At 66.3% G+C, this 21,504-nt stretch carries 10 protein-coding genes; 1 reads left to right on the top strand and 9 read right to left on the bottom strand.

Features of this window, described 5'->3' with window-relative positions; translation table 11 throughout:
- Nucleotides 1–2: 2 nt before the first annotated feature.
- Nucleotides 3–1,706 (bottom strand): sensor domain-containing diguanylate cyclase, encoded by a 1,704-nt coding sequence (locus ACNPP0_RS09865; protein ID WP_448705755.1) that lies wholly within the window; start codon nucleotides 1,704–1,706, stop codon nucleotides 3–5.
- Nucleotides 1,707–1,824: 118 nt separating this feature from the next.
- A complete protein-coding gene (locus ACNPP0_RS09860) occupies nucleotides 1,825–3,243 on the bottom strand; it encodes an efflux RND transporter periplasmic adaptor subunit (RefSeq protein WP_448705754.1) in 1,419 nt (472 codons plus the stop codon).
- On the opposite strand from ACNPP0_RS09860, the gene ACNPP0_RS09855 reads away from it, so the two are divergent.
- Nucleotides 3,227–3,868, top strand: a complete 642-nt coding sequence (locus ACNPP0_RS09855) for a hypothetical protein (RefSeq protein ID WP_448705753.1) — start codon at nucleotides 3,227–3,229, stop codon at nucleotides 3,866–3,868. The two genes, ACNPP0_RS09860 and ACNPP0_RS09855, sit on opposite strands and share 17 nt — an antisense overlap.
- A 69-nt stretch (nucleotides 3,869–3,937) precedes the next feature.
- Here the strand turns inward: ACNPP0_RS09855 and ACNPP0_RS09850 are convergent, their stop codons facing one another.
- The 7 genes from ACNPP0_RS09850 to ACNPP0_RS09820 form a co-directional block, all read right to left on the bottom strand.
- Nucleotides 3,938–5,275 (bottom strand): efflux RND transporter periplasmic adaptor subunit, encoded by a 1,338-nt coding sequence (locus ACNPP0_RS09850; protein ID WP_448705752.1) that lies wholly within the window; start codon nucleotides 5,273–5,275, stop codon nucleotides 3,938–3,940.
- Between the two features lie 5 nt (nucleotides 5,276–5,280).
- Nucleotides 5,281–6,042: an efflux RND transporter periplasmic adaptor subunit gene (locus ACNPP0_RS09845; protein WP_448705751.1), complete on the bottom strand. Its 762-nt coding sequence runs from the start codon at nucleotides 6,040–6,042 to the stop codon at nucleotides 5,281–5,283.
- 22 nt (nucleotides 6,043–6,064) lie between these two features.
- Entirely contained in the window at nucleotides 6,065–7,588 is a 1,524-nt protein-coding gene (locus tag ACNPP0_RS09840) for a TolC family protein (RefSeq protein WP_448705750.1), read from the bottom strand.
- 16 nt (nucleotides 7,589–7,604) lie between these two features.
- The gene (locus ACNPP0_RS09835; protein WP_448705749.1) at nucleotides 7,605–8,261 is read right to left on the bottom strand and encodes a hypothetical protein; all 657 of its coding nucleotides are present in this window, start codon (nucleotides 8,259–8,261) and stop codon (nucleotides 7,605–7,607) included.
- A gap of 11 nt (nucleotides 8,262–8,272) precedes the next feature.
- Nucleotides 8,273–16,513, bottom strand: a complete 8,241-nt coding sequence (locus ACNPP0_RS09830; protein WP_448705748.1) for a cadherin-like domain-containing protein — start codon at nucleotides 16,511–16,513, stop codon at nucleotides 8,273–8,275.
- A complete protein-coding gene (locus ACNPP0_RS09825) occupies nucleotides 16,510–18,774 on the bottom strand; it encodes a DUF4347 domain-containing protein (RefSeq protein WP_448705747.1) in 2,265 nt (754 codons plus the stop codon). The genes ACNPP0_RS09830 and ACNPP0_RS09825 overlap by 4 nt, the downstream gene beginning before the upstream one ends.
- A gap of 140 nt (nucleotides 18,775–18,914) precedes the next feature.
- Nucleotides 18,915–21,464 carry a spermidine synthase gene (locus tag ACNPP0_RS09820; RefSeq protein ID WP_448705746.1) on the bottom strand — a complete coding sequence of 850 codons (2,550 nt, stop codon included), beginning with the start codon at nucleotides 21,462–21,464 and terminating at the stop codon, nucleotides 18,915–18,917.
- Nucleotides 21,465–21,504: the final 40 nt, after the last annotated feature.

Genomic DNA, 21,504 nt, shown 5'->3' with positions numbered 1-21,504 from the left:
TCCTACCGGAACAACACCGATTCAATTCGATTGCGCCCGCGTTGCTTGGCGTAATACAGCGCGCGGTCGCTGCGGCTGAGCGCCAGCTCGGCATCGTCGTCCTTCGTATGCAGCGCGGATATGCCTATGCTGACCGTCAACGGTATATCGCGCCCGCCTGTTGAATACGGCACGTCGGCGATCCGGCGCTGGACGCGTTGCGCGAAACGGTGCGCGCTGTCGATGTCGGTATCGGGCAGGACAACGGCGAATTCCTCGCCGCCGATGCGCCCCACCAGGTCGGTGTCGCGCAGCTGGCCGCGCAGCATGTTCGCAAAATGCTGAAGCACGCCATCGCCGATGGCGTGGCCCCAGGTGTCGTTGATGTGTTTGAAGTGATCCAGGTCGCACATCAGCACCGCTGAACCCAGGCCGCCGTGGCCCTTGATCCGGGTCAGCTCGGCGGCGATACGCGACATGAAATGGCGGCGGTTGGGCAGGGTCGTCAGCGCGTCCGTGGCGGCAAGCTCGCGCAGTTCGAATTCGGCGCGCTTGCGGTCGGTGATGTCCGTGACAAAGCCGTGCCACACCACGCCGCCGTCGACGTCGGGGCGCGGGCTGGCGTCGCCTTGCCGCCACCGCATGCCCTGTCGCGGCAGACAGACGCGAAACTCCAGATGCCATGGCGTCAGCGCGGCGGCGGCGTTGTGCAGCGACGCGCGATAGGCGGCCAGGTCGTCGGGATGGATGCGTTGTTCGATGGCGGTGGAGCTGGCAAGGACGTCATCGGCGGTCAGCTCGAACATATCCCGGATACCCGCGCTGACATAGGAAAACCACGCGCCGCCCTCGGCCGCCGGACGACACTGGAAGACCAGGCCGGGCACGGCGTCGGTAAGGTTGACGACCAGGTCCGCCGTGCGCTTGAGCCGGTCGGACATGGCGCGCACCGCGCTGATGTCCGTGGTCGTGCCCATCATGCGCAGCGCCCTGCCCGTCTCGTCGCGGCTGATCACTTTGCCCCGGCTGCAAATCCACTTGTAGCTGCCGTCTTTGCAGCGGATGCGGTGCTCGACTTCGTAGCTGTCGGTCTTGCCGTCGAAATGGTCCTGCATGGCGGCGCGCACGTAGTCCAGGTCGTCCGGGTGCAGACGGGTGTAGGCGTCCTCGATGCGCGTGGAGAGTTCCGACTCGCTATAGCCCAGCAACGCCTTCCAGCCGGGCGAATAGGTGATGTCGCCGGTGATCACGTTGCGGTCCCAGACGCCGGTGCCACTGCCGGCGATGGCCAGCGACAGCTTGCGGGCTTCTTCGCGCCAAGTGCCTTCATCGGCGCGGTCGCCAGGCAATGCGTCGTGCTGTTCGATGGCCGTGGCCGCCAGGCCGGCCAGGTCATTCAAGGCGCGCTTGTCTTGGTCGGAAAAATCGCGCGCCTGTCCGTGCAGCAACCGCAATGCACCCAGCGTGCGCCCGTCGGCGGCATGCACGGGGCACTCGACAGACCAACGCTGCACATCTCCGAAAAGCGCGCCGTCCACCGCCCGCCAGCCGCCGGCCGCGGCCGCGTCGGCGTCGGCCTCGGCCCATGCCAGGACCACCATGTCGACATTGAACAAGCGCCGGGCCAGGCGCGTCAGCCGGTCCAGCGAGCGCTCGGGTTCGCGCTGCGTCCGGCTCGCGCCATCGCCAGGGGGTCGGGCTGATGTCGAATCACCGATAACTGGCATTTCTGAGCCTGGTCAGGATGGGATATCCCGGTACAGCCGGGTCCGCGTGCCTGACATTTTGTCACAACCCGCGCCGGATTTGCATCGGTCGGCCCGCCGTGCACCGCAAATGGTCGCGCTATAGCCCGCTTTCCCTGACGGCCAGACTGGCCAGCAGCCGCATCCAGTGCAGCAGCCGACTGCGTTCGGCGCCTTCAAAGTACGTTTTGCCGCGCCGTTCCATCACGGCCGGCATCGGCCCATCTATCTCAAGAATGACGCGGTACAACGCGTCTTCCGCCATCAATGCCCCCTGTTTTTGCACCGACGGTATCGGCCCGCCATGCGGCGTGGCCAGCATCGGCGCATTAAGTTGCTGCGTGCGCGCGGGAGCAATCGTGCGGATATGGCCGCAGTAGCGCGTTGGCGTGTCCTCAAGATAAAAGCAGCCGGGGCCGCCCACGGAAAGCAGATGGATGTCGGACTCGCCCACGTAGGCGTCCACCACCCAGCGTGTGGGGTCCACCAGCCGGCCCAATGCTTGCTTGGTGCCGACCCAGGTGCCGGCCCGCAGTTCTGCCGGGGTATCCACCCACAGCCCGTCCATGGGCGCGGCGAGCATCAGCTTGTCTTGCTCGGCGGCCACGGCGCGCACGGTGGCCCGGCTCTGAGCCAATGCTTCAATGGCGGCCGCCCGCTGGTCCAGCCCGGTGCTTTGACCCAACAACCCGGTCAAGCGCGCCGACTGCCCCGCCACACCTGCCTGCGCCGCCCGCGCTTCACTGGCAAGTTCCGGGCGGTCCAGCACCACCAATGGCGTGCCGGCCTTGACGGTACCCGGCGGATGGTGCGCTTTGATGACAGCGGGCGCCGGCGCATACGCCGTCCATAACGTGATGCTTCGAGCCAAGGCCGCCGCGCGGACCCCGGTAGGCCACGGTATGGCCAGCCACGCCAGCACAAGAAGCAACCCCAGCGGCACCAGCCACCGTCGCGAACGCTTGATGTCCTGCCGTCGTTGCATCCACACCCTGACCTCCCGCCAGCACGGCAGCACGATGAAATAGGCGATTTCCACGGCAAACAGGAATAGCCCCAATGCCTTGAAAAACAAGTGATATACGGCCAGCGCAATACCGAAGTAAACGATCAGGCGATACACCCACGTGACGCATGCAAACAGGATCAGCCTGCGCCGGACCGGGGCCGGCAAGGCCTCCGGCCACGGGTCTTGCCAGCCCCAAAGCCGGCGCCGGATTGCGGTGCGCGTCAGGGCGCTGGCGCGTTCGTGCAGGTTGGGCATGTCCAGCCAGTCCGACAGGATGAAGTAGCCGTCGAAGCGCATGAAGGGGCTGGCATTCAACGCCAACGACAATATCCAACTGGTGGTGGCCAGATAAAAGCAAGCTTGGCGCGGCACGCCGGGCGGCAGCAGCGCCCAGCCCAAGGTCGCCAGCCCCGCGATGGCAAGCTCGGTGATGATGCCGGCGCTGGCGATCATCAGGCGTTTGCGCGGGTCGGCCAGGCGCCATGATTCGCTGGTGTCCGTGTACAGCATCGGCCACCACCAGGAACGCCACGCCCATGTGCCCGACGCGCACGCCCAGGTGAGTCGCCATCAAAGCGTGGCCCAGTTCATGCAGCGTCTTGGCGACCGCCAGCGCGCAGGCAAAGCCCAGCGCCCCTTCCCACGAAACCGATTCAAAGAGCGTGTGGCGGAACGTGTCCCACTGCCGCACGGTCAGGAACAGGCCCAGCAGTGTCAGCGCCCCTATCGTCCATGCCGTTGCCGGCCGCAACAGCCAGCGCAGATAGGGGTACAGACGCTGCAACAGATACATGGGGCGCACCAGCGGGATCCGAAAGAACAGGTAATGGTGCAACCACCAGTTGGCTGTCAGCCATTCGCGGCCGGGCGCGGCGGCGGCCATGGCCTGGCTGCGGCCGGGATGCGGGCGCAGCAACTGGTTGTGATGCAGAAAGCCGGCAAATTGCAGGACCTGCGCGCCGTCGGGCTGCAACGGCGTTTGCTTGCGGATGTCTTCCAGCATGTCGGCCGGCAGCAGATGCCAGCGCGCCAGACATTCGAATTCCAGCCAGCCGATCCTGAAATGCCGGTTGCGTACCGGATCTTCAATAATCCACGCCGGGCTGCCATCCGGATACGGAGCACCCGCGAATAGCCGCAAGTCTTGCCGCAGGGGCGCAAGCGGCTGGGCGAGGGGATCATCCATGTTGCGCCCTGGCCCGCGCTACAGACCCGTGAAGGCGCGCAGCGCCGCCAGCGGCCGGCGGATCGCCTCGTAGCCCAAAAACGAGTGGCCGCCGCGAATGCGTGCGGTGCCTTTCAGCCCGATGCGCGCGTCTTGCGCGTCGGCCGCGTCAATGCTGGCGCGCAGCCGATAGCTGGGCACACCCTCGGGCGTCAGCGCGGACTGGTAGCTGGTTTCGATAATCTTGCCGGCCAGCGGGTCCAACGGCTTCACGGTCAGGAATAGCGTCACGGGCGCGCCGACTTCCAGCGACAAGGCATCCGCCACGGGTAGCTGAATCAGCATGGCGGGCTGGCGCGGGTCGGCCAGTTGCATGATGCGTTCGCCGGTTACCACGGGCTTGCCCAGCCAATCGTTGATGTCGGCGAAGACCGCAATGCCGTCGCGCGGCGCCGTCACGTCCAGCCGTTGCAATTGCGATCGAACGGATTCCAATTCCGCGCGTCTTTCTTCGGCCCGGCTAAGCAGCGTGGTCACGCGGGCTCGACTGTCTTCGCTGCGAAACGCCGTCTGCCGCGCCGCCATCAGCTCCGCATCCGCCACGCCGACCGCCTGGGTCGCCACGTCAAGCCGGTTGCGCAGCGTGGTGTCGTCCAGTGAAAACAGCGGCTGCCCTGCCTTGACGGCTTGGTTGGGGCTGACGTGCACGGTCTTGACCACGCCGTCCAGCGGCGCGCTGATCACTTGCAGATCCAACGAGGTAATTTCGGCCGGCGCCAACGCGCTTTGCCTGACGGGCATCAGGCACAGGCCCAACAGCAACAGCGCGACCCCGTAGCGTAGCCGCCGCTTCCAGGGCCGACGCATGGGCCGTCGACCGCGCTCCAGCAATTCCCAGCTATAGGCCCAGGTTTGGCACAACCGGCTCATGACCGTGCTTTGCCCGGCGCTGGGCGCCTGCTCCATCAGATACAGCACCCAACCCAATACCGCACCGTTACGCGTTTTCAGCGGCAAGGCCCACACACCGGCCGGCCACCATTCGCGCCAGCCATCGCGGATCAGCGTGCTGGCCTCGCCCTCGGCGGGCGCCTCGATCCATTGCGCCTGCCCGCCCGCCGTACGCTGGCGCAGCCATTTGCGCGCGGCGGCGAGCCAGACGATGTAGGGGGATTGCTCATCCGCGGAAACCAGCGCCGATATGTTCAGCAGTTTCCAGTCGTGCCCGTCGTCCGCATAGACCAGCGCCTGCCGGTAAGCCAGCAGCGGATGCGCGTCATTGGCGATATGAAAGCTCAACTGTTGCACGCTATCGGCCTGACGCGCCAGCCCCTCCACTTCCGCCAGTTGCAGCAACAGCAATAGATCGTTCTGCATCGTGTTCAGCGCGGCAACGAAAAATCGGCGATGCCGCTCATGCCGGGCAGGAGTTCGCCGGCGGGGTCGCGCACCTGTGCCTCCAGCTCGATCGACTGCGCCACGGCGTCCACGCGCGCGTTGATCGCGGAGACAAGCGCGCGGTACGTTTTGCCGGTCTCACTGACGTCGATCTGGAATTCGGTGCCGATCTTGACGTCGCGCAAGGATCGCGAAGGCAGGTTCAGGCGCACCTTCAACGGGCCGTCCCCCACCAGGTCGACCAGCGGCGCGCCCGCTGCCACGCTTTCGTGCGGACGCACGTATACCTTGGCGACCCGGCCGGAATAGGGCGCGCCCACCACGCAATAGTCCACTTGCGCCTGCGCCAGCGCGGTAGCGGCGGCCGCGCGGTCGGTTGCGGCGCGGGCCAGGTTGACTTCGGTGTCTCCCGCCGCATCCAGCTTGCGCAAGCCCACTTTGGCTTTCAGCAATTCCCGCGCGCCCGCCAATTCCGCGTTCGCCATGCGCAGCCGGGCCTTGGGTTCCGCGCATTCCAGCTGGACCAGCACCGCGTCCTTGGCCACCGTCTGGCCCAGCGACGCGTCCAGGGTTTCCAGGCGACCCGTCATCGGGGCGGAAATCGTGCTTTCAGGATTGGCCGTGAGCAGCACCCGAATGGCGTTTGGGTCGTTCTGGCCCGCGATGGGGGGAAGGGGTTGCGCCGATGCGCACGACATCAACAGCACCGCGGCCACGGCGCTACAACTTGCATGGGACATCTTCATGGGTGCATCTGCTTGGGTGCATTCATTGAGGCGTGCTCATGGCTTGCAGCGCTGATCGTTGCCAGCCCTGCATGGTCTGTTCGATTTGCGTGGCAAGCGTGCTGAGATCGTGGCTGGCGATGGTTTCCGGCATCACGTCCAGGCCCACCGAGTTGTACAAGCGACCCCATGCCGCCTGCGCATCCGAATAGGCCGCATAGCGCTGGTACTGCGACAACAGCCACCGCGCGTCCGCGCGCAGGAATTCCAGTTTTGAGTCGGCTGAAATACTGGCGCTGGCCTTGGCGTAGTCGCGCAGGCGGCCATCCACCTGCATGCTCTGATCCGCAAAGTCCAGCTGTTCGCGCGCCAGGTAATAGCGCTGGGCCGCGACCCGCACCTGGGTCAGAACCGCCATCGACAAGGCCATGCGGCGCAGGTCGGCCACCTTGCTCTGGTTTTCGCCGGCAGCCTGCAAGGCGGGCGCCTTCAGGATGTTCAGCAGGTTCCACGAGATGCGCAGCCCCACCGACGACCAGCTGTTGTTGTACAGATAGTCGTTGGAATCGTAATGCGTGCCCAAGGTCAGGCTCAGGTTGGGCCAGAGTTCCGCCTTGGCGATCTTGATGTCGTTATCCGTGACGCGCTTGCGATACCACTCCTCCATGATTTCCGGGCGGTTCTCAAGCGCCAGGCGCTCCAGGGCGGCGATATCGAAACTGGGCGGGGGAATCTTCTCCTCGGCGTCGTCCGCCACCTGGAATTCGGTGCCGGGCGGCAACGACATCAGCGCCGCCAACTCGGCGCGCGCCAGTTCCAGGTCTTGCCGGCGCGTGGCCAGCAGGCCCACCGCGTCCAGCAGCGCGCGCTGATAGGCTAGCGCCTGCTGACGTGGCAACAACCCCCGCGTTTCGGCTTCCTGAGCAGACTTGATGCCGTTGCGCGCCTGTACGGTCAAGGTGTCCACCGCGGCGATCAGGCGCTGCGCGCCCAACGCGCGCCAGTACGCGTTGCGCACATCTTGCAGAACGTTCTGGATCACCTTGCGGCGGCGCTCTTCAGCCATCAGCACCTGATCCGCCTTTTGCTGCGTGCGTTCATAGGCGACGAAAAAATCCAGGGTGCTCCACGTCATCTCCAGGTCGGCCAACCGGTGATAGCGCTGTTCCGACGTGGAGGGGCGCAGGCTGACCTCACCGTCTTCGATCCCCACGGACGTGCCGCCCGAATCATTTGACCGCGACGTGTAGCCGGCGGACGCCACCAGCCGGGGCAGCATCTCGTGCCGCGTCACATCGACCAGGTTGCGCGACAACGCCGTCTCCATGAGCTTGAGCCGGTAGTCCAGGTTGTATTTCAGTGCACGGGCGGCGGCATCATAGAACGTAAGCGGCCGTGTGATGGGTTCCTGATCGGCGTACATCTGCTTGCGATCGTCTTCCACGCGCTGGCGGACTTCGTCGCGGCTGAAGGCCTGCGGCGTCTGCGGCGACGAGCACGCCGTCAGACCCAGGATGGCAATAGTGGCGATAGCGCCTGAGTAACGTCGGTTCTGCTTCAGTTTCATCCCGCGTGCTCCGTCTTCACCGTTGCGGCGTGGTCGGTGTGGCGTTCAACGTCTGCCGCAACACCAGCCGGTTGATCTGATCACTGAACGAGCCCGAATTCGGGGTCTCTTTTTGTGCCGGCGCCTCTTGTTGTGCCGGTGCCTTGTCCTGAGGAACGGGCTTGTGCAGCCGCTGCATTTCCAGTTCTTTGCGGGCAAACACCGACACGTCCGGCAACAAGCCATCCGCGGACAGCGAAACCGCGCCGTGACGCGCCTGCATCCGCGCGTCCTCGTAGCGCGACAAGCGTTGCAAGGCTTCGATGGTGCCGGTCAGCGACAGCGGCACGCCGTCTTGCGCCAGGCCGTCCGCCAATGATTCCAGCGATATCTCGGGCGGCAGCGCCATCCCCGGACGCTCGCCGCGCACCAGCGCATCCAGCCATTGGTGCAGCAGCAAGGCGTCGCGCACAGCAGGGGTGACGTAGACCGCCGGGTCCAGCGTCAGGTCGGACAACGGCCCGGGCGGGCCGTACTCGCGAATCAGCGCATGCGGGTCGGCGCTGGCGACGTAGATGGCGTCCATGTCCAGCGTAATAGTCAACAGCGCCGAATCCGTCTGACCGCCCCGGTCGCTCACGGTATAGACGAAGACGTCGCGCAAGAGCGGCCCCTGTCCGCGCGCGGCTTCCACGTCGGGGTTGCTCAGATCGATTTCATAGGTGTAGCTGCCGTCGGCGTCAAGGTCAGGAAACCGTAGCGGCCCGCCAGCCGTTGACCGATCTGTCCGGCGACAACGGCAGAGCCGCCCTCGCCCGCCGTGCGCACTCCTACCACCGTCAGTTGCTCGTTGGCATCGACATCGCTGTCATTGGCCAGCACGTTGCCCTGCGTGACGGGGGGCCCGCTTACATCATTGACGCTGGCGGTGTCGTCGCGCGCAACCGGCGTGTCGTCCTGGCCACGCAGGGTGATGGTCAATGTGGCCTGCACCGACGCGCCGGCGGTGTCCGTCAGCGTGTAGGTGTACACCTCGGTCAGCGTTTCGCCGTTTGTGCGTAGCGCCTGGACGCGCGCGTTGTTGTTATCCACGACATAGCGGTAAGTGCCGTCGGCGGCCAGCGTCAACGTGCCGTACAGGCCGGCCGTGATTCCACCCACCTGCCCCGGCACGCCCGGGTCGCCCAGGCCCCCGGTGCGAACGGCGGAGACCGTCTGGGTGTCGCCTGCGTCCACGTCCGTGTCATTGGCAAACACGTTACCCGTGGGATCCAGCCCCGCGGCGCCGTTGTCGCGGCCGCCCGCCTCGATGGCAATGGCTTGATCGGGCAGCGCCACCGGCTTGTCGTTCTGGCCCAGGATCAGGATGCCGATAGACGCCTGGTCGCTTGCGCCCTGGTCGTCGGTCAAGGTGTAGGTGAAGGTGTCGATCAGCGTGTCGCGCAAGGTCCGCAGCGCCTGGACCTCGGGCAGGCTGTTGTCCAGCGTGTACCGGTATGTACCGTCCGCCAATACCAGCAAGGTGCCGTATCTGCCTTGCAAGGGCACGCCGACGATTCCTGCCGTGCCCGCGCCACCCGCGAGCCCCGTGCGTATTTCCGTAATCGTCAGCGTCCGGCCTTCGACGTCCACGTCGTTACGCGTGAGGTCGCCGCTGGCGTCGCGCCCGCCGGATCGGCCCGTCACGTCGCCTTGTTCAACAGCGACGCCCACGATAGGCGCCGCCACGGGCGGGTCATTCACGCCGATAACGGTGATGTCCAGCTGCGCCAGATCCGTCAGGCCGCCACCGTCGACAACACGGTAGGTGAACGCGTCCACCAGCTGCTCGCCCGCCGCCAGCGCCGCGACCTGCTCGTTGCTGGAATCCACGTGGTAGGTGTAGCGGCCATCGGCGCCGATCTCCAACCAGCCGTACTGACCGTTCACGCGCACGGGCGCACCGCCCACGCTGACCAGCGGACGCATCGGGCTTTCCGTGCCGGCACGGATGCCGTTCACGGCCTTGGTGTCGCCCGCATCCACGTCCAGGTCGTTACCCAGAACTTCGCCGGTTGCGTCAATGGGCGCCACCACCGACGAACCCGCCGTGGCCGTGTCGGTGTCGTTAACCGCCTGGGGAGTGTCGTAGCGGCCGGCAATGGTGATGGTCAGCACGGCCGTGTGGGTCAAGCCGCCCGCGTCCTGCACGGTGTAGGTGTAGGTCTCTTGCAGCGATTGCCCGGCGCGCAGTTGCTGCACGGCGGCCAGCGAATCGTTGACCGCGTAGGTGTACGTGCCATCGGCCCCCAGGCGCAGCGTGCCGTACAAACCGGCCGAATCCCCGCCGATCACGCCCGCTGCGTTGTTGCTGTTGACGACCGCCGCCACGCTCAGCGTGTCGCCCGCGTCCACATCCTTGTCGTTGCCCAGCACATTGCCGCTGGCCGCCTGCCCGCCGGTGCCGTTGTTCACCCCGCCTGCTTCCTGGGCCGAACCGGTATCCGGCGTGGCGACAGGTGCATCGTTCGCGCCGCGAAGGGTCACGGTCAGTTGCGAGTCACTGAACAGCCCGCCCGTGTCCGACACGCGAAAGGTAAAGGTGTCGATCAACGTTTGCGTGCTTAAACGCAATTGCTGCACGGCGGTCAGATCATTGTTGACGGTATAGGTGTAGCTGCCGTCTGCGTTCACGCGCAAGGTGCCGTACAAGCCGACCAGCTCGCTACCGGCGGCGTTGCTCATCGCGCCGCCGTCGGACAGCGCACCGGTGCGAAAGCCGCTGATGCGCAAGGCGTCGCCGTCGTCGGGGTCGGTGTCGCCCGCATCCAGCAGGTTGCCGGTGGGGTCGAGCCCGCCGGTGCCGTTGGCCGTGCCGCCCTTCTCTTGGGCAAAGGCGGTTTCGTTGTCGGACGTCGGAGCGTCATTTGCACCGCGGATCGTGATGGTCAGTTCGGCCACGTCGGACAGGCCGCCGGCGTCGGTCGCCTGATAGCTGAAGGTCTCGCTCAAGCTCTGGCCGGGGGCCAGGGCCTGTACCAGCGGATTGTTGTTGTCGACCGCATAGGCATAGCTGCCGTCAGGCCGCAACGTCAGGGTGCCATAGGCGCCCACGACGGTCATCACGCCACCGGGGCCGTCGACCACCGGCGGGCCGGCCGCGCCGGTGCGCGCGCCGGTGACGGTTAGGGTGTCGCCGCTGTCCACGTCTTCGGCATCGTCCAGCACGTTGCCGGACGCCTCCTGGCCGCCACTGGTGTTGTTCGTGCCGCCCGCTTCCACTGCCTCGCCCGTCTGGTTCCTGACGTCCGGCGCGTCGTTGCGGCCGACGATGCGGATGCGCAGTTCGGCGGTGTCGGACAGCGTGCCGTCGCTGACGGTATAGGTGAAATAGTCGACCAGGGTGTCGCCCGCCGTGCGCAGGGCCTGCACGGCGGGGTCGTCGTTATTCAGTTCATAGGTGTAGCGGCCGTCCGCGCCCAGGACCAGCTTGCCGTACAAGCCCGTCAGTTCCTGGCCAATGGTGCCGGTGCCGCCGCCACCCGCTGCCTCCCGGCCGGTACGGATACCGACTACGGTCAGCGTATCGCCATCCGGGTCCGTGTCGTTACGCGTGACGTCGCCCGATGCGTCCAGGCCGGGTTGGCCGTTTGTCACACCGCCCGCCTCGACGTCCACACCGATGATGTCGCTGGCTACCGGCTGATCCTGCACCCCATGGATCACGATAGCCAGGGTGGCTGACGACTTGCCGCCCTGGGCATCCTGCAAGGTGTAGATGAAATTCTCGGTGGCCGTCTCGCCGGGATTCAGCGCGATCAGGGCCGGACTCAGGCTGTTGACTTCGTAGCGATACGTGCCGTCCGGGCCGATGAACAAGGTGCCGTACTGGCCAATCACCTGCACCTGGCCGGGGCCGGTCAGGTCCTGGTCGACGCCGCCCGACAGGCGGATCTGGCTGACGGTGTCGCCGGCAACGTCGTTATCGACATCGCTATCGACCTCACCGCTTGTTCCGGCGTCGCGTTCATCCAGAATGACATTGCCCGCCGGGTTCACGGGCGTGCCAATGACGGTGCCGTTGGCCGTATCCACGCGAGCCGTGTAGCCGTCGGCCACGTTGTCGCGCGCGACCGGGTTGTCGTTGGCGCCGTTGATGGTGATGGTAAGGGTCGCTACCGCGTTCAAGCCGCCCGCGTCGGTCACGGCGTACTGGAACACCTCGGTCAGCGTCTGGCCCGCGTTCAAGGCCTGGACTTGCGGATTGGCGTCATCCAGCACATACGCGTATGTGCCGTCCGCGCCCAGCGTCAGGGTGCCGTAGCGGCCTGTCACCGGCGCCGCATCGTCGCGCGTGGTGCCTGGCCCCACCGTGACCAAGGCGCCGAAACCGGTGGACAGCAGCGGGCGCGCAAGCGTCACGGTACGCGTATCGCCCAGATCCACGTCCGAATCGTTCGACAGCACTTCGCCACTTACCGGGCCGCCGCCGCTGTCGTTATTCGTGCCGCCCTTTTCCGTGATGGCGGCGGTGTCGGGCTGCGCATCCGGGGCGTCGTTCGCGCCGCGAATCGTTATGGTCAGGCTGGCGGATGACGTCAGGCCGCCGATATCGCGCAAGGTATAGCTGAAGCTCTCGGTCAGCGGCGCGCTGGAGGCCAGCAGTTGCTGAACCGCCGCGCTGTCGTTGTTCAGCACATACTGGTAGCCGCCCAGTGCATCCATGTGCAGTTCGCCGTACACGCCAACCAGCACGGCCGTGGTGCCAGCGGCAACGGTTTCCGTCGAACCGCCCTGCGAGATGGACGTGACGGCCAGCACGTCCTGGTTCGTCTGGATATCGACATCGGTGTCGTTGGACAGCACATTGCCGCGCGGGTCCACCCCCGGTGTGCCGTTGGCGGCCCCGCCCGCCTCGACGGCCTCAGCGGTGTCATTCACGCCCTGCGGCGCGTCGTTCACCGGGTTGATGGTGATGGCTACCGTCGCCGCTGCGCTCAGGTTGTCGTCGCCCGTTTCGAAGGGCACCCCATCGCCATCCACGTCGCCGCGCTGGCCCTGGTCGTCTACCCGGATCACCAGCGTGTCGTCGCCGTTGTAGTTCGCGGACGGCGTATAGGCCAAGGTGGCCAGCGCCGAGTTCAAGTCGCCCTTGGTGCCTTGCAAGGTAACCGTGCGGCTGTTCAAGGCCCCGGCCACCACCGTTGCACCGCCCAGGGCCAGGTTCAATCCGCCCTGCCCCACGGTCAACGTCACGCGGATCAGGCCCGTTCCGGAATCCGGGTCGTCCACGCTGACGCCCGGGATCAGCAGCGTGGTGTCTTCGTCCACGGCCTGCGCGGCGGCCGGCGTCACCGTGGGCGCGTCGTTGCGTTCCACATAGCCGATGTTGCCGGCGGTGCTTGCGCCCAAGTCACCAAACTGTGCGCTTACCTGCGCCAAAGGCGTGCCGCCATCGCTATCGATACGGACATTCAATTGCCCCACGGGCGGCGCCAAGGTAATGCCAGGGGCGGCGTCCACGCGGAAGACGCCGGCGCCCAACACGCCGAAATGGTAGTAACCGTTGGCATCGGTGGTGACCGTCCACGCGCGGTTGTCGGCGGCGGTGGCCAGGTCGTTGTCCGCGCCGCCCCAGGTCAAGGTGACGGCCTGGCCTTGCAAGCCCGGACCGTCCGGCGTGGTGCTGCCGGTAGCGCTATCGGTGTCGTTCCACAACACGCCGCTGATAAGGCTGACCCCGGCGGCGTCGCTGTCCAGATAGGTGTTCGGCGCGGCCCCTGCGCCGGTGCGTTCGCCGCCGGTCGTGCCGGCCACGCCAACCGACGTGCCCGCGTAGCTTTGAAAACTGTCGGGCAAGCTGGTGTAAGCCACGCGCGCCTGCGTGTCGGCCAACAGCACGTTGTTGGGCAAGTCCGCGGTATAGACCAGGCTGACGGTCTGGCCGACGGCCAGCCGGTCCATCGTGACCGTGACGGTGTCGCCCGCCACCGTCACGGTTACCCCGGCCGGATACGCACCGGGCGCGTACACGACGCCGTCGATCGTCAAGCCCTGCACCGTCAGATTCGATCCGCCCGAGGGCAAGGTATCGGTCAACGCGACGTCATAGGCGACGGCGCTGCCCGTATTGCCGAAGGTGACGGCGTAGGAGGCTTGGCCCGTGGCGCCGGCCACGCCTGGATCGAACGCGGTGACCGTTTTATCCAGATTGTCGATCTTGGGTTCCACCACGCGTTCGACGGCGGAATCCGTGCTGGTGCGCACTTCGCCGCCACTCAGGAAATCGGCCTTGACGGCCAACTGCTGGCCCGCCGCCACGCCCGAGGCGTTATCCACGCGCACGTTGAACTCGAAATAAATCACCTCGAAATCGGCGTCGTTGTTGGCGTTGACCAGTGTGCCCAGTTGCAGCACGACGGCGCGCGGGTCACTGGTGTTGATGTTGGCCTGGTTGATGACACCGGTCGCGCGGGTGCCGGACAGGTCGGGCGCCAGCAGGCTTTGGCTTTCGTCGGTAAGGCCGCCGTTAATGGCGACGCTGCCGGACGCAATCAATCCAGCCAGCGTCGATTGCAATCCCGCCACGCCGCCCACGCTGTCGGCAATGAAGCCCAGCGTGGCCGTGCCGTCGTTCATGAACGTCAGGCCTTGCGGCAGCAGCACGCGTATGGCGGCGGCGGGGTCCGTGCCTTCCGGCACCACGAAGGCGACCCGGTAATGGATGATCTCGCCCACCGCCACGTCTTGCGGGCCGGCGGTGGAAGGCGTGCCGGCGGCGGTGTCCGTCAGCCCGCCCACGTGGCTGATGGTGGCGTCGGCCGCGACCCGCTCGGACAAGGTGTTGCTCAGCTGATAGTCGTTCAGCACGCCGCTGGCAACCACGCCGTCAACGCCCGTGCGCTCTCCGGCCGCCGCGCCATTCAAGCTGGTCCACTGCACACTGACCTGGTTGTCGACCGAGCCCTGGGTGCCGGTCAGCGCATTAAGGGTGCCGGTAACGCGCAACACCACCGCGCCGCCTTTCGGGATATCCAGCTTGCTGCCGTCCGCCGTGCGCAGTTCGCCGTTCTGGATGATGAAATCGCCGGAACCCGTGATGGTGGCGCCGGTATACAGCGTTACGCCGGTGATCTGCGCGTCGCTCAGCTCGGTGGGCAGCACGTCGCGCAAGGTCACGTCAAACGCGTCGACATCGCTTGCCGTCGTGCCATTGCTGATAGTGATCGTATAGGTCAGCGTGTCGCCGCGGTCCACCCCGACGCTTGACCCGGTGCTGACCGCCGTTTGGGTCAAGCTTAGCGTCGGTTCAACAATGGTGACGGTGGGCAAAGCGCCCTGCGCCGCCACGTTGCGATCGGCGGGCGTGGCGCCATTGGGCGTGTCGCCGTCCGGGTCGGTGTAAGTCAGCCGCGCGTCGTTGATCAGCAGCGTGCCCGCTTGATTGGATGCCGCGTTCACCGCAACCAGCGCCACGCGAATCACAAAGCGGTTGTCGGCCGCGTTGTCGTTGCCGGCGGCGGAACTGGCGCTGAAGGACATGCGCACATCGGTACCGTCCGTGCCAGCCGTGCCCCCAATGCCGCCCACGCTGGCCACCGCCACCACGCCGGCAAAGTCCGCGCTAAGCGCCGTGCTGCCGGAGCGCGACGTGATCAGCAGGTAGCCGCCCGTGCCGAAGCTCGTATCCAGCGCCATCCCGGCCGGAATCAGGTCGTCCAGCCGCAGATTCTGGGTTTGACCTTCGGGCAAGGTCACGATGATGTCGTACAGCATGCGTTCACCCACCACCAGATCGCTGCCGCTGGTGTGCGGCGCGCTGGAATCGGTAGGGTCCAGGCTGCCGCCCGCAAAGACCTTTTCCACGGTGGGCGCGGCAACGGCGGCGTCGGCCGTGTCCGCCAGGTCGGTGGGCGTGAAGTCGGCGCCGTTGTTGGTGCTGGCGTAGCGGGTCAGCACGGCGGTGCTGCGCAGGTTCTGGCTGGCGGCCACCGACGCGCTGGCGACGGTGTCATAGGTGATGACCACGATATTGCTGCCCGCCGTATCCGCCGCCGAGCCGTTGCGGCCCGCCAGCAGCGACGCTTGCCCGCCGGCATCCAGAAACGTGATGGCGTTGCCGTTGACGACATAGTCCACATTCAGCTGCAACACGGTACCGTCGCCTCGCGCCACGAGCAGGTTGGCGGCAGCCAGGCTGCCCCCCAGAAAGCCCAAACCCGCCGGCAGTTGCACCGTCGTACCGACGTCGAATGCCCCGCCGCCGCCGGTGTTCTCGATGCCGGTCGCCAGGCGTACGACGTCACCGGCGTCCATGCCGGCCACGGTGCCTTCAAGCGCCGTCAGGTCCGTGACCGAACCCGTGAAGGCCGGCCCCCCCGACCCCGCGTTCGACCACGTGCCCGTCGTGCCGGTGACGGTGCCGCCCGTGGACGCAACCACGCCGTGCGTGATCGACAACACGGGCTCGGCCACGGATTGAATCAATACGGTATCGCTGCTGACCAGCTGCTGCTGACCGATCGTCGTCAGCTGGTTCGATTGGCCCAGCACGGTAATGGAGCGCTGGTCGGCAAACGGCTGGTCCGTCACGCGTAAGGTGAACAGGACTTCGATACGATTCTGGCCCGTGGGGTCGGCCTGCATGGCGTAGTTGCCAAAGTCGAACACAAGCGAATCGCCCGCCGCGGCCGTGACCGATTGCACGGTGCCCGGGTGGCTGTCATTCAAACCATATGACCAGTTGTGGTCCCCGATGCCTTGGGACCACGCGCCACTTGTGTTGAACAGCGGCAAGGGCAGGTACGCGGTCAACTTCAGGTTTTCGTAGTCGCCGGTTTGCAGGTCGTAGCTAAGGCGGAAGGTCACCACGTCGCCCGGCTTGAGCTCGTAGGACGGCGACACGATGTTGCCGTTGACCTGGAACACGCCGATATCGACGGCACCGGTGGGAATGGTCAGTGTCACATCGGACCCATCGCTCTCGCTACCGCCCAGGTTACGCGATTCTGCACGACGGTGCCCTCCAGCACCGCGCTGTTCCCCAATGAATCGCCCTCGTTGATTTCGGCCTGCGGATAGGTCCCTTGGTACGCCTGATCGACCCGCGCCTGATAGTTGACCGTGGCGCGCGTCGCGCCCTGCTGCGTGCCGTTGCTGGCGATATCGCCCGCCAGGATTTCCAGCGGCAGGCCCGCATTGCGCAGCGACGCGGCAATGTCGAACGTGATTGGCGTGCCGGCGGCCGTCTTCGCGCCCAGCGTGTAGACCAGCGCCACGGAATAGACCTGCCCGTCTTGCGTGAAGGTCAGCACCGGCTGGCCGGAAAAGGTCATGCCGTTGCCCAGCATGTCGGTCACGGAAAGCTGCCCCTGCCCCAACACGGTCTTGCCAAAGGCAAAGTAATCGGACAGCGCAATGTCGTACCGAAAGCCCAGCGTATCGCCCGGCGACAGGCCGGCAATGCCCTGGTCCACCGCGATGCCCGCAGTCTTGTGCAGGGTGATGGATTTGGCGACGAAGCTTGCCGGGTCGCCGATGTCCACGACGGGCAGCAGCGGCAGCGGCGCAGGCACGTCGCGCGGGTCCAGGGGATGCCATCCGCCGGCCACGGTGGGACTTCCGATGTCGATCGTGCGGTTATCGCCCGATAGCGGGTCCAGCACCGCAACGCCGGCGGCATCCGTCTGGGCCACGTAGAACTTCACCAGGGTGTCGGCCGGGGCGGACAGGCTGGCGTAGCTGACCGTATAGGCCCTCAGATAGGGCGATGTCGACAAGGCCGCCGTGATGGCAAACTGCGACGTCAGCTCGGTGCCGTCCGCCAGCACCAGGCGCGTAATGACGCCCCCCGCATCCGGGGTGATGCTCTGCACCCGGATCGTATCGGGCAGCGTCTGATTCAACACCAGGTTCTGCACCGTTTGGCCCGGTGCGGGGGTGGCCGTCACGGTCAACGTGTGCGGAAAATTCTGGCCGGTAACGGTTTCGCCTTCCACCATGTCCAGCGTCTGCGTCACGGTCAGCGGCGTGGAGCGCAGCGCGTAGGTGTCAAACGACGCCTCCAGGATGGAAGGGTCTTGCTGCGGGTTGTCCAGCGCGTCGTTGCCATATTGAAAACCGCTGCGCAGGCTGACAATGTGGTCTTTGTTTACGTCGGCCAGGTCGCTCATGTGCAACTTGATGTCGACCACAATGGCGGGCTGGTCCTTGCCGAAGCCCGCAAAGGGCAGCTCCAGCACCACGAGTTGATCGCCGGCGCGGTAGCCGTAGTCTGACGCCCGGATCACCAGCGCATTGCCGTTGGCATCGCGCGCCAGCGGATGCAAGGCCGTGCCGTCCGCGCCGAAGGTCACAACGTGGCTGACAAGATTGATGCCCAGCGCACTGGCGGATACGAAGCTGACGCCATCGTCACCGTCGAAACCCGTCGTGGGCAGCAACACATCGATGAACGGCGCATACCCGGTTTGGGTCGACGGATTGGTCATCGTCACTTGGATCAGTGCGTCGCTACCCAAGAGGATGTCGGCGGACGATCCGTTGACGGTCGATGTCGGGTCGGCGTTGGCCATCAACCCTTGATAGGCGGCCAGCGCGGCGGCGTCGACGGCCAATCGGCTTTCGATGGGACCGGTTGACGTCTCCAGCAGCCAGTCGCCGCCCTGCATGCCGCTGCCGGTGTCGTTGGTGGACGCCGCGATATCGGCTCCCGTCATGGTCGCCATGGTGGTCATCAGCGCCGCGCCCGCCCGGCCCTGGCCCGTGTCGCACCCATAGAGCAGGATGTCGGCGTTGGCACTTAAATGGGAGCCCCAGCCGGCGGTGCGCAGCGTATCGGCCGACTGTGCCGACAGCACGCTGCTGCCCAGCATCATCTGGCCGGGCGTGCCGTGCCCCAGGATCTGGATGGAGTCCACTTGCCCCAGGGCATCCAGCGCGGCCTGCACCGCGGCGACGCCGTCGCGCGCGGCGTCCACTACCACGACTTTTGTGCCCGGCGTGGCGCTGTCGGCAAGCGCCTGCGCGCCGCTTACGCGTGCGTCGATAACAAGCACGCTTTTGGCGGCGGGTGTATCGGTGGAAGCCGCGTCGGCATGAGACGCGTCGGGCTGGGCATTGTGCTGTTGTTCTGCCGCCACTGCACCCGCTGCGTCGAACAACAAGCGAGGCTCAAGCGCCAAGCTTCTTGAGGTCGGATAGAACGCCGGACGGTCTTCCTGTTGCATGCTCTGTCTCCCTCAAGATCGGGGTGCTTAGCGGCGCGGTCACCTGCGTCGCGCCATCGGGCGGGACACGAACATCGGATGCGTACTCGTTCTGTAGCAATTCAGAATACTCTCGCCCCCAATATTCGTGTCAAGAAATATCATCGAACCCGACCCGCTTTCGCACCGGTAAACCAGCGCAAATAGGCGTTGCCTTCGCTTGCCGCCGCCAGCTCCGCGTCGCTGCGGGCCCAGCCCTCGCGATCACCTTGGTAGGCCGCTAAGGCGCTTGCGTAGAACAGGTCCAATGCGCCGCGCTCGCGGTCGATCGCCCGCGTTACTTCGGCATCGGCCGCTACCAGCGAAGGCGGTGTTCGTTGGGCAAGCAAGGCGGGCAACGTGTGAATGACCTCTCTTGGCCGCACCCAGGTCGCGTATTCGATTGCCGGCCGGTCATCGGTGACGGCGGGCGTTGAGCCCGCGAAGTTGACCAGGCCAGCGCGGTCCGTTACCCAGGTGGCAAGCAGCGCTGCCGGCGACGCGACCCCGACTTCCGCCAGCGCCGCCTTCACTTTCGGTTGGGCAAAGCGTTCGGCAATCCGCGCGGCGTCCAACGGCAACGGCTCCATCGAACCCACCATCAGCATTTCATGAAACTCCGTCGTCCAAAGCGAGGCGTGCGGAAATACATTGATGAAGCTTGCGACCAGCGCGCGGGTGTCGTCCAGATTCTGCGTGGGGAGCGGCAGCCATTGCGCCACGATGCCACGCGGGTTCAGCCGCGCCGCCGCCAGCGTGTAGAAATCCTGCGAGTACAGATTGACCACGCCCGCCGCCGATGGCGGAGGCGGTTCAAGCGTGATGAGGTCGTAGCGTTCGGTATTGCGCAACAGTTCGCGCCGCCCATCGTTCAGGCGTATTTCCAGGCCGGGATCGGTCGAGGCGCCATAGCTGCCCTGGAACAGCGGCGCGGCGTGCAGCACGCCGGGAAGCAACTCGGCGACCACTCTGCGGTCCAGGCCGGGATAGCGAGACAGCGCGCCCGCCGTGATGCCGGTGCCGTAGCCGATCACCAGCGCGGAACGGGGCTCGCCGGCATGCACGATCAACGGCAAGAGCGCCTGCAATCGCATATAGCGCAGCGACGGCATCGCGTCGCCGGAATTGGACACGCCCTGGATGTACAAGCGGCGGAAGCGCCGATCGCCCTTGCCTTGCTCTACCACCGCGACGGTGCCGCCGTGGCTCTCTTCGTAAAAGACCAGTTCCGCGCCTTGTGCCCCCGGCAACAGACGCGCCAGATGGTCAACCGGCATCGCCACGCCCAGGATCATGGCGGCGCCCACGAATGCCGCGCTCAGGCCCCTTACCATCGGCGACGAGGATTGCGCGCGCCATATCGCCGTGGCGCCGACGCAGCAGGCAACGGCCGTCAGCAGCGCAAGACTGCGCACGGTGCCCAGGTAGGGCAGCAGCAGAAACCCGGTCAATGCCGTGCCCGCGATGCCGCCCAGCGTGTTCCAGGCCAGTACCGCCCCCGCGCCCTGCCCGCGGCGTTCGGCGGGCCCGGCAATGCGCAACACGGCGGGAAATGCCGCGCCCAGCAGCAGCGTCGGCAAGAGGACCAGCGCGCTTGCCGCCACCGCGAACCGGGCGGCCATGCCGGCCATATTGCTTTCGGTCCAGCGCAGGATGGTCGATTCGGCCACGCTTTGCGCGCTGACCAGCCAGCGGCCCAGCAGCGCCAGTTCGACCAGGGCAATCAGGCCGGCGCCCGCCACCAGCAGTCCGAAGACCCGCCACGGGTCACCCACCCACCGTTCGCAGCGCGCGTACAGCGCCGAGCCTGCCGCCAAGCCCACAAGATAGACGGCCAGCACGATTGAAAACGCGAATGCGCGCGTGCTCATGAACGGCACCGCCATCTGCGACCAAAGCACTTCGTAGCCCATGGCCACCGCCCCCGCGACCGCATACAGCCCCAAGGCCACGCGCGCGTCGCGAGGCATGGCAGGCGCCGGCGCGCTCACGACGGGCGGCGCAGCATCGGCGGCGGGCAGCGGGGCTTTCCGGTGCAGCGCGCACGCCCCTAGCGCGGCAAGCAGGTTCAGGCCGGCGGCCGCCCAGGACGCGCCTTGCACGCCCATTGCGGGAATCAGGAAAAAAGCCGGAAGCAATGCCCCGGCGATTGCGCCGCCCGTATTCGCGGCATAGAGCGTGGCACCCGCCCGGCTGATGCTTCCGGCGCCTGTCGCACGCAGCAGGACCGGCAAGGTGCCGCCCATGAAAAACGGCGTAATGCCTACAACGAACACGACGGCCACCCAGGCCAGCAAGGGGCTGAAGGCTTCAACGTGCGCAAAGGCCGGCGCCCCCATCCCAAGTGTGATGGTGACCCCCACGCCCAGCGCCGCAATGGCGGCTTCAATGCCCGCATACATCAGGAACGGGCGCGCGGACCGATCGGCCCGTCGTCCCAGCACCCAACTGCCCGCCGCCAGCCCCAAGAAGAACGCGCCAACCGCAGCCGCGATGGCGTGCACCTCCACGCCGACGATCAGTGACAGTTGTTTGATCCACAGAATCTGGAAAATCAATGACGCCACGCCGGACAAGGCTAATAGCAAGGCCGCGGGCCACAGGGTCGTCCGGGCAAGCAACGCCGCGCCTGCCGCGGGAATCGCCGCCATGGGGCGCGCGGATGCATTCATTGTGATGTCCTCAAGTCAATCCACCCAATGCCGGCGTCGG

Source organism: Achromobacter semiaridum, assembly GCF_053543755.1.
This window is presented reverse-complemented; position numbering and strand designations above follow the sequence as displayed.

Excerpts from the sequence above, each read along its gene's own strand:
- ACNPP0_RS09860 (WP_448705754.1), bottom strand. The coding sequence starts at position 3,243 with ATGCTGTACACGGACACCAGCGAATCATGGCGCCTGGCCGACCCGCGC.
- ACNPP0_RS09845 (WP_448705751.1), bottom strand. The coding sequence starts at position 6,042 with ATGAAGATGTCCCATGCAAGTTGTAGCGCCGTGGCCGCGGTGCTGTTG.
- ACNPP0_RS09865 (WP_448705755.1), bottom strand. The coding sequence starts at position 1,706 with ATGCCAGTTATCGGTGATTCGACATCAGCCCGACCCCCTGGCGATGGC.
- ACNPP0_RS09820 (WP_448705746.1), bottom strand. The coding sequence starts at position 21,464 with ATGAATGCATCCGCGCGCCCCATGGCGGCGATTCCCGCGGCAGGCGCG.
- ACNPP0_RS09825 (WP_448705747.1), bottom strand. The coding sequence starts at position 18,774 with ATGCAACAGGAAGACCGTCCGGCGTTCTATCCGACCTCAAGAAGCTTG.
- ACNPP0_RS09850 (WP_448705752.1), bottom strand. The coding sequence starts at position 5,275 with ATGCAGAACGATCTATTGCTGTTGCTGCAACTGGCGGAAGTGGAGGGG.
- ACNPP0_RS09840 (WP_448705750.1), bottom strand. The coding sequence starts at position 7,588 with ATGAAACTGAAGCAGAACCGACGTTACTCAGGCGCTATCGCCACTATT.